This window comes from Micromonospora cremea, assembly GCF_900143515.1.
In the GTDB taxonomy this organism is placed as follows: domain Bacteria; phylum Actinomycetota; class Actinomycetes; order Mycobacteriales; family Micromonosporaceae; genus Micromonospora; species Micromonospora cremea.
Window position 1 is genome coordinate 243,067 of record NZ_FSQT01000002.1, and the last position, 11,878, is coordinate 254,944.

The following is an 11,878-nucleotide window of genomic DNA, read 5'->3' on the forward strand; positions in this document are numbered from 1 at the left end:
CCGACTTGCCGTGAACGGGATGTCACGCACTGCCACCTCCGGCATCGACCAGCACGGTACGACGAGAGCCCGGCGGCCCGGTTGAGCGGGCCGATCCACCGATCATGCCACCCCATGCGGGGGCGCAGTGAAGCCTGTCGATGCTGTGAGCAAGCTCAAGGCCGAACGGCCGGTGCCTGGTCGCGGCCGGGGCGGGACAGTTGACCGGGCGGTCACCCCGGCGAAACGTCAGCCGGCCAGCATCGTCCTCGGGCAGACTCGATGGCGCGCCTGCCCGACCGTCGCCAACTCCTCGTGCGAGGTGACCATGAGCATTTCCGAGCCGACCCCGAGCATCGGGCTGACCACCCTCTCGCGGACGGTGGCGTCGCTCGCCGTGACGGTGGTGCACACACTCGAGCGGGCCGTGGTCGGCGAAGGGCGGATGCGGACCGCGCGCGGCAACGCCTGGGAGGCGGTCTGCGCCGACCGGGCCCGCGCCGACCGGCGCGCCGAACTGGACCGCCTGGTGGCCGAGTTGACCGCCGCCCGCGCCGCCGCCCGCCGCCAGCAGCGGGAGCGTCAACCGGTCGGCTGAACACCCGCCGGCCGCAGTGGCCGTCGAGTCAGCCGGCCGTCGAGTCAGCCGGCCGTCAGGTCAACCGGCCGTCGGGTCCTCGCCCCGGTCCAGCGCGTCCCACGCCTCGGTGGTCCGCCGCCCGGCCATCGGTCCGGCCGGTCCGGCCGGTCCGGCCTCCGGCGGCGCGCTCTGCGGGCTGGTCCGCGCCGGTCGCTCGTACCGGGCGCCCATCGCCGGCCAGCCGCCGCCACGCAGCGCGGTCCACCCGCCGCCCGCCGCGGCCAGCAGGCCGCCGAGCAGGCAGAGCGCCGGCCACTGCCGGCTCACCACGCCGTCGAGGTCGGTGACCAGCCCGTACCCGCCGCCCGCCGCCACCGCCAGACCGAACACGCCGAGCAGGACGCCCAGCACCCGCCGCAGCAGACCGCGAGTGGCCAGCACCGCGCCGCCGCCGGCCAGCGTGACCAGGGCCAGCGCCGGCAGCCACGGCAGCAGGGCGGCACCGGTGCGGGCGTCGCGCATCGGCGGCAGCGGCGCCGGGCGCACGGTCAGCTCGACCGACCAGCTCCGGGTCGACGCCCAGAGCGCCAGGCCCGCGCCGGCGAGGCAGAGCAGCACGGCGTACGTCAGCTGACGCCGGCCCGCCGCGGGCCGGTCGTGTGGTTGCGTCGGGCCGGTCACCGGGCCGGCCGCAACGTCTCGGCGGCCGCGATCGCGGCCAGCACGGCGGCGGCCTTGTTGCGGGTCTCCTGGTCCTCGGCGGCCGGGTCCGAGTCGGCGACCACCCCCGCGCCGGCCTGCACGTAGGCCCGGCCGTCGCGGATCAGCGCGGTCCGGATGGCGATCGCCATGTCCAGGTCGCCGCCGAAGCCGAAGTAGCCGACCGTGCCGCCGTAGAGGCCGCGGCGGACCGGTTCCAGCTCCTCGATGATCTCCATGGCCCGCACCTTCGGCGCACCGGAGAGGGTGCCGGCCGGGAACGTCGCGGCGAGCGCGTCGAACGCGGTGCGATCGTCACGCAGCGTGCCGGTCACGGTGGAGACGATGTGCATCACGTGGCTGTACCGCTCGATGGTGGCGAACTCGGGCACCTCCACGCTGCCCGGCTGGCAGACCCGGCCCAGGTCGTTGCGGCCCAGGTCGACCAGCATCACGTGCTCGGCCCGTTCCTTCGGGTCGGCGAGCAGTTCGGCGGCGAGCCCGGCGTCGGCGGCCGGTGTGCCGCCGCGCGGCCGGGTGCCGGCGATCGGGTGCAGCAGGGCCCGGCGACGCCCGTCCGCACCGCCGGAGACCTTCAGGTGCGCCTCCGGGGACGAGCCGACGATGTCGAAACCGTCGAAGCGCAGCAGGTACATGTACGGGCTGGGGTTGCTGGTGCGCAGCACCCGGTAGACGTCCAGCGGGTCGGCGTGCGTCGACCGCTCGAAGCGCTGGGAGAGGACGATCTGGAAGCACTCGCCGGCCCGGATCGCCTCCTTGGCCGCCTCCACCGCCTTCGGGTAGCCCCCGTCGGGCGTACGGCAGAGCACCTCACCAGCCGGCGGACGCTCGACGGTGGAGATCATCGGCGGGATGGGCCGGGACAGCGCGGTCGTCATCGCGTCCAGCCGGCCCACCGCGTGGTGGTACGCGGCGGTGACCTCCGCGGCGCGGTCCGGGGCGTCCAGCGGCGGCAGCACCGCGTTGGCGACCAAAAGGGCCGAACCGTCGTAGTGGTCGAGCACCACCAGGTCCGTGGCGAGCATCATGCCCAGCTCCGGCACGCCCAGGTCGTCCTCGGTCAGCTCGGGCAGCCGCTCGAAGCGCCGGACGAGGTCGTAGCCGAGGTAGCCGACCATGCCCCCGGTCAACGGCGGCAGCCCGCTGGACGGGTCCCCGGTCGGGCCGGCCAGCGCCGCGACGGTCTCCCGCAGCACCCGCACCGGGTCGCCGTCGGTGGGCAGCCCGGCCGGCGGTTGGCCGAGCCAGGTCGCCACGCCGTCCCGCTCGACCAGCGTGGCGCTGCTGCGTACCCCGATGAACGAGTACCGCGACCAGGCCATGCCGGCCGAGCCGACGCCCTGCTCGGCCGACTCGAGCAGGAACGTGCCGGGCCCGCCGGCCAGCTTGCGGTAGACCCCGACCGGGGTCTCCGCGTCGGCCAGCAGCCGCCGGGTGACCGGCACGACCCGCCAGTGGGCGGCCAGCTCGGTGAAGGTGGCCAGGTCGGGGCTCACCGCGCCGTCGGTCATGGGCGGGCCTCCGGACCGGTGACGGGCAGCTCGGTGTAGAAGCACGTCCGGTGACCGGTGTGACAGGCGGCGCCGACCTGGTCCACGCTGACCAGCAGCGCGTCCCCGTCGCAGTCCAGCGCGACCGAGCGGACGTACTGGTGGTGCCCGGAGGTGGCGCCCTTGACCCAGTACTCGCGCCGGCTGCGCGACCAGTAGGTGGCCCGGCCGGTGGTGAGGGTGCGGTGCAGCGCCTCGTCGTCCATCCAGGCGACCATCAGCACCTCGCCGGAGTCGTGCGCGCGGACCACGGCGGCGACCAGGCCGTCGGCGGTGCGGCGCAGGCGGGCCGCGATGGCCGGGTCGAGCTGGGACGGGCGGGCCGGCACGGGCGCCGTCGGGCCGGTCGGATCGCTGGGAACGCCGGTCACCGGCGCGTCAGGTACGGGCACAGTGACCCATTGTCCCGCACGCGGCGCGGGTACCGGCGACGGCTCCCGCCGGGGCCGCGGCGGCTGGCTGGCGGGCCGGGCCAGCTGAGCGACGTAGCGGTCCAGCCGGCCGTCGGTCAGGGCGTCGGCCAGGTCGCTGCCGGCCGCGTCGGCGATCTCCTCGGCGTACGGGCGGATCAACGGCAGCGTTCCGGCGACCAGCCGCACGGCGGCCGCCCAGAGCTGCCCGGTGGAGCCCGGGCGCAGCCCGAGGCAGAGCAGCATGTCCTCCCGGTAGCGCGGCGGGGCGACCGGCAGCTCCAGGGCCGCCGCGAAGGCCGCCCGGCGGGAGATCACCCGCACCGACGGGTTGGCCGGGCGCAGCACCGACGGGCAGAGCCGGGCCAGGTCGGCCACCGCGAGCCGGATCCCGAGGTGGTCGTCGGCGGCCCGGGCGGCGGCGGCCTTACCCAGCGTGGCGATCAGCTCCTCCAGCCGGGGCGGTTCGGCGGGCTGGCAGAGCACCGGCAGGTCGATGCGGGGCCGCCAGTGCGGGTCGGCCCAGAGCCGCCGCGCCGGTGCGGTGACCGGCAGCCCGAAGGCCCAGTCGGCCGGCTCGCCGAGCCGGTGCACCCAGGAGCGGACGTCCCGTGCGGCTACCGAGACGTGGGTGAGCCGGCCGGCGGACTCGGCCAGGTACGCCCGGCGGGCCTCGTACGGGGCGCCGCCGACCAGCACGTCGAGGTCGACGTCGCTGTGCGCGGTGGCGGCCCGTCGGGCGTGACTGCCGCGCAGCAGGATGCCGACGACAGGCCGCTCGGCCGCCTGCCGCAACCGCGCGGCCCAGTCCTCGAGAAACCCGCTATCCGGTAACGGAGCGTGACTCACGGCGCCATCGTGCCGTACGCCCCATCGGTGCGCAATGCCCGTTGGCGGACCTGGTGTCCGGTCCGGAGGCTACTGCCCGTTCTCATGCTCGGCGCGGCGATGGGCGGGGGGCGAACGTTGCGCCGGCGCCGGTATCTCATCTAGCGTTGAGTTCAACAGCTGATGAGTTTTGCCGGAGGTGGCGTGATGGGCGACGCGATAGTGGTCCGCGACCTGCTCGTGGACCGGGGCGGGCGGCGGGTGCTGGACGGCATCAGCTGCACAGTCCCGCGCGGTGCCGTGACCGGGCTGCTCGGCCCCAGCGGGAGCGGCAAGACGACGTTCATGCGCGCGGTCGTCGGGGTGCAGGTGGTCACCGGAGGGACGGTCACCGTGCTGGGCCAGCCGGCCGGCTCGCCCGCGCTGCGGCACCAGGTGGGCTACCTCACGCAGGCGCCGAGCGTCTACGCCGACCTGACCGTGCGGGAGAACGCCCGGTACTTCGCGGCCCTGCACGGGCGGGGCCGCGCCGAGGCCGACCAGGCGATCAGCGACGTCGGGCTGGCCGGAGCGGCCGGCCAGCTGGTCGGCACCCTGTCCGGCGGCCAGCGCAGCCGGGCATCGCTGGCCTGCGCCCTCGTCGGCGAGCCGGAGCTGGTCATCCTGGACGAGCCGACCGTCGGTCAGGACCCGGTGCTGCGGGCCGACCTGTGGGCCCGGTTCCACGCGATGGCCGCCGCCGGCACCACCCTGCTGGTGTCCAGCCACGTGATGGACGAGGCGGCTCGCTGCGACCGGCTGCTGCTGATCCGGGAGGGACGGCTGATCGCCGACGACAGCCCGGCCGCGATCCGCGCCGCCGCTGGCGTGGACGACCTCGACGAGGCGTTCCTGCGGCTGATCCGGGCCGGTGAGCCAGGCCCCGCCGGCCCGGCCGAGGCGACGCGGTCGCGGACTGGAGGCATGTCGTGAACCCGCGGATCCTGGCGGCCACCACGGGCCGCATCCTGCGCCAGCTCCGGCACGACCGGCGCACCATCGCGCTGCTCGTGGTGGTGCCGTCCGCCCTGCTCACCCTGGTCTACTTCATGTACGCCGACCAGCCGACCCCACCCGGTCAGCCGTCGGCGTTCGACCGGATCGCGCTGGTGATGCTCGGCATCTTCCCGTTCGTCATCATGTTCCTGGTGACCAGCATCGCCATGCTCCGCGAGCGCACCTCCGGCACCCTGGAGCGGCTGCTCACCACCCCGCTGGGCAAGCTCGACCTGCTCTTCGGTTACGGCATCGCGTTCGGGCTGGCCGCCGCCGTGCAGGCCGCGGTCGCCGCCGGTGTGGCGTACTGGGTCTTCGACCTGGACACCGCTGGCAGCAGCGGCCTGGTGATCGGGATCGCCGTGATCGACGCGGTGCTCGGCGTCGCCCTCGGGCTGTTCTGCAGCGCCTTCGCCCGCACCGAGTTCCAGGCAGTACAGTTCCTGCCGGTCGTGGTGGTCCCCCAGCTGCTGCTCTGCGGGCTGTTCGTGGCCCGCGACCAGATGGCCGGCTGGCTCCAGGCGCTGAGCGACGCCTTCCCCCTGTCGTACGCCATCGAGGCGTTGCAGGAGGTCGGCGCCAACGCCGAGCCGACCGGCACGATGTGGCGGGACGTGGTGGTGGTGCTCGGCGCGGTGGTGCTGGCACTGGTGCTCGCGGCGGCCACCCTGCGCCGGCGGAGCGGCTGACCGACGGACGAACGAAGGGCGGCGATGGCGCGGCGGACCGGCCGGCGACCCGGCAACCAGGGCACCCGGGAGGCGATCCTCGACGCGGCACGGGCGGCGTTCGCCGAGCGTGGCTTCGACGCCGCCTCGATCCGCGCCATCGCCGGCACCGCCGGGGTGGACCCGGCGCTGGTGCACCACTACTTCGGCAGCAAGGACCAGCTCTTCCTGGCCGCGATGAACTTCCCCGTCGACCCGGGTGAGGTGGTGCCGAGGGTGCTCGCGGGCGGCCAGGACGGCATCGGCGAGCGGCTGGTCCGCACCTTCCTCGGCGTCTGGGACTCACCGTTCGGCAGCGCCGGGGTGGCGCTGCTGCGCTCCGCGGTGAGCAACGAGTGGACGGCGCGGCTGCTGCGCGAGTTCATCACCACGCAGGTGCTGCGCCGGGTGCTCGACCAGCTCGACGTCGACCCGGCCGAGCTGCCACTGCGCGGCTCGCTGGTCGCCAGCCAGCTGATCGGGTTGGGCATGATGCGGCACGTGATCCGACTGGAGCCGGTGGCGTCCGCCGACCCGGAGACGCTGGTCGCGGCCATCGGCCCGACCGTGCAGCGCTACCTGACCGGGCCGCTGTCCACGTAGCGCCCGCGAACCGCCGTGAATTGGCGAGCGGTCAGCCCGGCGGGCGGGCCTCGGCACGGCGGCGCAGCGGCGGAAGCAGCCGGACCAGGTCGTCCGGGTCGGCCGCCGGGCACGGAAAGGCGAGCCGGACCCGCCGCCGGGCGCCGGGGCGACCGAGGGCGACCACCAGCCCGTAGCGGTCGATGCGCACCACCCGGGGCGGCCCGTCCGGGGTCTGCTCGGTCAACCCGAGCTGCCGACGCAGGTACTCGGTCAGCTGGCCGGCGTCGCGCTCCGTGAGGTCGGCCAGCAGTCGCGCCTCGACCGGATGCACCGGGTCCGGCTCGGCCTCGGCGTACTCCGCCGGGTCGATGCGCCGCACGGCGCCGGCGCGCTCCCAGCGGACCTCGACCACCTCGAAGCGGAACAGCCGGAACCGGACGCCCAGGTCGAGCAGATCGCCGGTCGGCTCCACCGCGGCGAAATCGACCGCCGCGCGGCGGGCCTCGGCGCCGTGCAGCTCCGCGGCCCAGCCGGAGACCCAGGCCCGCCCGAGCCCGGGGGCGCCGGCCGCGGGTGGCAGGTCGAGCACGTCGAGCACCACCGCGACGTCGGTGCCCCCGGCGGCCGGCCGCAGCGCGGCGGCCAGGTGGCTGGCCACCGGGACCAGCAGCAGCACCCGGCCGTCCGGGTCGGTCACATGCCGGGCGTGGTGCGGGCCCGGCCGGTGGGCCAGATGCACGAGACCGGGCAGCCGGCCGGCGACGAGGGTACGAACGATCTCGGCGGGGCTGGGCCGCATGGCGCGACCTCCTTTGAGGTTAGGCTTACCTAACCCGGAGCGTAGAGCACTCGGCCGGTGGCGTCCAGCCATCCCGGTGCAGGTGGACGCCGGTCCGTTACCGGGTCTGCTCCAGCCAGGAGGCGTAGAGCAGGCCGTAGGTCGAGCCGGCGTCGCGGACCAGCTCGTCGTGCGGACCACGCTGCACGATCCGCCCCCGATCGACCACGATCACCTCGTCGGCGGCCTGCGCCGTGGAGAGCCGGTGGGCGATGGCCAGGGTGGTGCGACCTCGGGTCACCGCGTCCAGGGTGCGTTGCAGGCGTACCTCGGTCGCCGGGTCCACCGCGCTGGTCGCCTCGTCCAGCACCAGCAGGTCCGGGTCGGCCACGTACGCCCGGGCCAGCGCGACCAGCTGCCGCTCCCCGACGCTGAGCGCCTCACCGCGCTCGCCGACCGGAGTGTCCAGGCCGGCCGGCAGGCCGTCCAGCCAGTCCGCCAGGCCCAGCTCGGTGAAGGCGGCGCCGAGCTGCTCGTCGGTCAGCTCCGGCCGGGCGAACCGGACGTTGTCCCCCACCGTCGCGTCGAAGAGGAACCCGTCCTGCGGGACCATCACCACACGGGAGCGCAGCGAGTCGAACCGGACCTCAGCCAGCGGCACCCCGGACAGCAGCACGGCACCCGCCGACGGGTCCATCAACCGGGTGAGCAGCTTGGCGAAGGTGGTCTTGCCGCTGCCCGTCTCCCCGACCACCGCCACCCGGCTCTTCGCCGGGATCTCCAGGTCGATGTCGTGCAGCACGGGAGGACCGCCAGGGTAGGCGAACCGCACCCCGGCGAAGCGGATGTCCAGCGGCCCGCCCGGCAGCTCCCGCCCCTGCTCCCCCGGATCGGCCACGTCCGGAGCGACGTCCAGCACGTCGAGCACCCGGCGCCAGCCCGCGATCGCGTTCTGCGCCTCGTTGAGCACCTCGGTGGCGATCTGCACCGGCTGGATGAAGAGCGTCACCAGGAAGAGGAACGCGGTCAGCTGGCCGATCGACAGGGTGCCGTCCACCCCAAGCGTCACCCCGAGCACCACCACGCCGGCCAGCGCCACCCCGGCGGCGAGCTCGCCGACCGAGCTGCCCACGATGCTGATCCGGATCGCCCGCTGCTGCGCCATGCGCTGGCTGTCGATGGCCTCGTCCAGCCGCCGCGCGGTGCGCCCCGCGATGCCGTACGCCCGGATCACCGGCGCGCCCACCACGCTCTCGCCGATCGCGCCGAGCAGCGTGCCGGTGCGCTGACGCACCGTCGCGTACGCCGCGCCGAGGCGGCGTTGCAGCTGCCGGATGATGAACACCGCCGGCAGGAACGCCACCAGCACCACCAGGGTCAACTGCCAGGAGTACGCCAGCATGACGATCGTGGTGACCACCAGCTGGCCGAGGTTGACCAGCAGGATCACCCCGCCCCACTGGAGGAACTGGGTGATCTGGTCGACGTCGCTGGTCACCCGCGAGACCAGCGAGCCGCGCCGCTCCGACTGCTGGTGCAGCATCGACAGGTCGTGCACGTGCCGGAACGCCCTCGTCCGCACGTTGGCCAGCGCCGTCTCGCTGACGGTGAACAACCGGCGCATCATCAGGTAGCCGCAGAGCGTGGTGACCGTGAGGATCGCGGCGGTGATCGCCACCACCGACCAGACCACGTCCAGGTTCAGCCCACCGATGATGCCGCGGTCGATGCCCTGCTGCACGGCGACCGGCACGGCCACCCGGCCGACCATGTAGACCAGCGCCAGGGCCAGGGTGCCCGCCAGCCCGGTCCGCAGCTCCGGAGAGAGCGACAACCCTCGCCGCAGGGTCTGCCAGGTCGTCTCGGCCCTCTCGTCCCGCTCATCGGTCTTCGCGCTCACCGGGCTGGCCTTTCGTTCGCGACTGCGGGGCTCCGCTGCGCTGCACTCCTCGCGCTCACCGGTCCACCTCGATTTCCAGGCCCGAGGGCAGCGGCGCGACCTCGTCCTCGTACGGACGCTCCTGCGCGCGGTCGACCTCCGCCTGCTCGTAGGCGGTGACCAGGTCGACGTATCCGGGCACGGTGGCCAACAGCTCGCTGTGCGTGCCCCGGGCGATCACCTTCCCCTGCTCGACGTAGATGACCTCGTCGGCGAGCGCGATGGTGGCCCGGCGGTACGCCACCACCAGGATCGACGCGGCCGGCACCCCCGGCGCACCCGCCGAGGAGCGCAGACCGGCCAGGATGGCCGCCTCCACCCGGGGGTCGACCGCGCTCGTCGCGTCGTCGAGCACCAGCAGGCGCGGCCGGCCGGCCAGCGCGCGGGCCAGGGTGAGCCGCTGCCGCTGCCCACCGGAGAGCGAGGTGCCCCGCTCGCCGACCATCGTGTCGAGACCGTCGGGCAGCGCCGCGACGAACCCGTCCGCCTCGGCGAGCCGCAGCGCCGCCCAGACGTCCTCGTCGTCAATGCCCGGCCGGTCGAGGGCGATGTTGGCGCGGACCGTGTCGTCGAAGACGAACGGCACCTGGGCGACCAGGGCGACCGTGCCGGCGAGCGACGCGGCGGTCAGCTCGCGCATGTCCACCCCGTCCAGCTGGACGGTGCCGGCGTCCGGGTCGACCAGGCGCACGGCCAGCGAGGCGATGGTGGACTTTCCGGCGCCGGTCGACCCCACCAGGGCCACCGTCCGCCCGGCGGGCACCGTGAAGCCGACCTCGCCGAGCACCTGCGCGCCGGGCTGGTGCGCCTCGGCCGGCGGATAGGAGAAGTGCACGTCGGTGAAGGTGAGGGTGGCCGGGCCGGCGGTGGCCGGGTCGAGCACCCGCTGCCCGTACGGCATCTCGCCGGTCGCGTCGAGCACCCGGCGGACCCGGTCCCAGCCGGCGACGCTGCGCGGCAGTTCGGCCAGCACCCAGCCGATGGCCCGCACCGGAAAGGCCAGCACGGTGAAGAGGAAGGCCACGCTGACCAGTTCGGTGACGCTGATCGCGCCCTGGCGCAGCCGGAACGCCCCGACGACCAGCACGGCCAGGGTGCCGAGGCTGGGCAGCGTCTCCAGCAGCGGGTCGAAGACGCCGCGCAGCCGGCCGACCGCGATCAGCGCGTCGCGCAGCTCGCCGGCCCGGCCGGCGAACCGGGCGGTCTCCTGTGCCTCACGGCCCATCGTCTTGACGACCAGCGCGCCGTCGAAGCTCTCGTGGGCGATGCCGCTGACCTCGGCACGCAGCCGCTGCGCCCGGGCCTGCCGGGGCGCCATGCGACGGGAGTAGACGACGTTGAGCGCGAACAGCGCGGGGAAGACCGCAAGTCCGACCAGTGCCAGCGCCCAGTCGGTGGCGAACAGCGAGACGATCGCGCCGACCAGCATCACGAGGGTTCCGACCGCGAAGGGCAGCGGCGCGATCGGGTACCAGGCCGCCTCGACGTCCGAGTTGGCGTTGGAGAGCAGGGTGCCGGTGGCGTTGCGGTGGTGCCAGGACAGCGGCAGGTCCAGGTAGCGGCGGGTGACCCGGCGACGGTAGGCGGCCTGGAGGCGGTACTGCATGTAGCCGGCACCGAGCCGGCGGCCGAAGATGCCCACCACCCGCAGGACGCTGATGCCGAACAGGGCGATCGCGGCCAGCGCGAGGCTGCCGGTGGCCACCTCGCCCCGCGCGATGGCCGGCACCACCACATCGCCGACGACCCCGCCGACCACGTACGCGCTGACGATGACCATCGAGCCGAACAGCACGCTGCCGACCACCGCCACCGCGAAGATCCGTGGCTGCTCCCGGATCGCCTGCCGGAGGACCCCCAGCCCCCGGCCGAGCACATCCCGACTTGTCTTGCTCGCCACGCTCTCCCCCGCCGTAAGCCACCATTATCCTCCTCATCCTTACCGGTCCGGACCAGCCCCGCCGACCCGGACCCATATGTCGACCATCACGTACCGGAGGGCGACGAGACCGGCCATGCCGGGCGGGCATCCACCGGCGGGCGTCGAAGGGCCCGCGGGCCTACGATCGGGCCATGCCGCGGTACGCCCGAGCCGAGCGCGAGGCGCTGGCCGATCTCCTGCTGGCCCTCGGGCCGAACGCGCCAACGATCAACGAGGGCTGGGCGACCCGTGACCTCGCCGCGCATCTGGTGCTGCGGGAGCGCCGCCCGGACGCGGCCAGCGGGATCATGCTGGCGCCGCTGCGCGGGTACGCCGAACGGGTCCGTCGCCACCTTGCCGCCCGGCCCTACCCCGACCTGGTGGCGCAGGTGCGCCGGCCGCCGGTGTGGAGCCCGGTCAGCAACCCGGTGACCGACGAACTGGTCAACACGCTGGAGTTCTTCATCCACCACGAGGACGTGCGGCGGGCCGGGTCCGGCTGGCTGCCGCGCGAGCTGCCACCCGACCTGCAGGCCGCGCTCTGGAGGCGGGCCGCCCCGCTGGCCCGACTGGCCCTGCGTCGCTTTCCGGCGGACCTCTACGTACAGGCGCCGGGGTACGGCCAGATCTCCGTCGGCCGCGGCGGCGAGCGGCTGCGGGTGGTCGGCGCCCCGGCCGAGCTGGCCCTGTTCCTCTCCGGCCGGCAACGGGTGGCCCGCGTTCAGCTGGACGGCCCGGCGGCGTCCACGCGACTGCTCCGCAACGCCAGCCTGGGAATGTGACCGTCTGCACTTAAACGGTCACGGACTCGCCGTGAAGAGCGTCGCTCCCAGCGACGCAGAACGA

At 74.5% G+C, this 11,878-nt stretch carries 11 protein-coding genes and 1 pseudogene; 5 read left to right on the forward strand and 7 right to left on the reverse strand.

The window, feature by feature from the left end; genetic code table 11:
• The first annotated feature begins 307 nt into the window (after window positions 1-307).
• The gene (locus BUS84_RS14435) at window positions 308-577 is read left to right on the forward strand and encodes a hypothetical protein (protein WP_074318794.1); all 270 of its coding nucleotides are present in this window, start codon (window positions 308-310) and stop codon (window positions 575-577) included.
• Between the two features lie 60 nt (window positions 578-637).
• On the opposite strand, the gene BUS84_RS14440 is transcribed toward BUS84_RS14435, so the two are convergent.
• The 4 genes and pseudogenes from BUS84_RS14440 to BUS84_RS40910 all read right to left on the reverse strand — a co-directional run.
• Entirely contained in the window at window positions 638-1,240 is a 603-nt protein-coding gene (locus BUS84_RS14440; RefSeq protein ID WP_074312953.1) for a Trp biosynthesis-associated membrane protein, read from the reverse strand.
• Window positions 1,237-2,790: an anthranilate synthase component I gene (locus BUS84_RS14445; protein ID WP_074312955.1), complete on the reverse strand. Its 1,554-nt coding sequence runs from the start codon at window positions 2,788-2,790 to the stop codon at window positions 1,237-1,239. Before BUS84_RS14445 ends, BUS84_RS14440 begins: the two co-directional genes overlap by 4 nt.
• A complete protein-coding gene (gene hisI, locus BUS84_RS39905) occupies window positions 2,787-3,221 on the reverse strand; it encodes a phosphoribosyl-AMP cyclohydrolase (protein WP_074318795.1) in 435 nt (144 codons plus the stop codon). Before hisI ends, BUS84_RS14445 begins: the two co-directional genes overlap by 4 nt.
• A 186-nt stretch (window positions 3,222-3,407) precedes the next feature.
• A pseudogene (locus BUS84_RS40910) lies at window positions 3,408-4,088 on the reverse strand (phosphoribosyl-AMP cyclohydrolase); the annotation flags it as partial.
• 186 nt (window positions 4,089-4,274) lie between these two features.
• Here BUS84_RS40910 and BUS84_RS14455 point away from each other — a divergent pair.
• The 3 genes from BUS84_RS14455 to BUS84_RS14465 are packed head-to-tail and all read left to right on the forward strand — an operon-like array spanning window position 4,275 to window position 6,412.
• On the forward strand, window positions 4,275-5,039 hold the full coding sequence (locus tag BUS84_RS14455) for an ABC transporter ATP-binding protein (protein ID WP_074312957.1): 765 nt from the start codon (window positions 4,275-4,277) through the stop codon (window positions 5,037-5,039).
• Window positions 5,036-5,791: an ABC transporter permease gene (locus BUS84_RS14460; protein ID WP_074312959.1), complete on the forward strand. Its 756-nt coding sequence runs from the start codon at window positions 5,036-5,038 to the stop codon at window positions 5,789-5,791. The genes BUS84_RS14455 and BUS84_RS14460 overlap by 4 nt, the downstream gene beginning before the upstream one ends.
• A 24-nt stretch (window positions 5,792-5,815) precedes the next feature.
• A complete protein-coding gene (locus tag BUS84_RS14465; protein ID WP_074312961.1) occupies window positions 5,816-6,412 on the forward strand; it encodes a TetR/AcrR family transcriptional regulator in 597 nt (198 codons plus the stop codon).
• Window positions 6,413-6,443: 31 nt separating this feature from the next.
• On the opposite strand, the gene BUS84_RS14470 is transcribed toward BUS84_RS14465, so the two are convergent.
• From BUS84_RS14470 to BUS84_RS14480, 3 genes are all read right to left on the reverse strand, one after another.
• Window positions 6,444-7,193 (reverse strand): DUF2470 domain-containing protein, encoded by a 750-nt coding sequence (locus BUS84_RS14470; RefSeq protein WP_074312963.1) that lies wholly within the window; start codon window positions 7,191-7,193, stop codon window positions 6,444-6,446.
• 97 nt (window positions 7,194-7,290) lie between these two features.
• Window positions 7,291-9,072: an ABC transporter ATP-binding protein gene (locus BUS84_RS14475; protein ID WP_074312965.1), complete on the reverse strand. Its 1,782-nt coding sequence runs from the start codon at window positions 9,070-9,072 to the stop codon at window positions 7,291-7,293.
• Window positions 9,073-9,127: 55 nt separating this feature from the next.
• Window positions 9,128-11,011: an ABC transporter ATP-binding protein gene (locus BUS84_RS14480; RefSeq protein WP_074312967.1), complete on the reverse strand. Its 1,884-nt coding sequence runs from the start codon at window positions 11,009-11,011 to the stop codon at window positions 9,128-9,130.
• A gap of 173 nt (window positions 11,012-11,184) precedes the next feature.
• Between BUS84_RS14480 and BUS84_RS14485 the strand changes: the two genes are divergently transcribed.
• A complete protein-coding gene (locus BUS84_RS14485) occupies window positions 11,185-11,814 on the forward strand; it encodes a TIGR03085 family metal-binding protein (protein ID WP_074312969.1) in 630 nt (209 codons plus the stop codon).
• The last annotated feature ends 64 nt before the right edge of the window (window positions 11,815-11,878 follow it).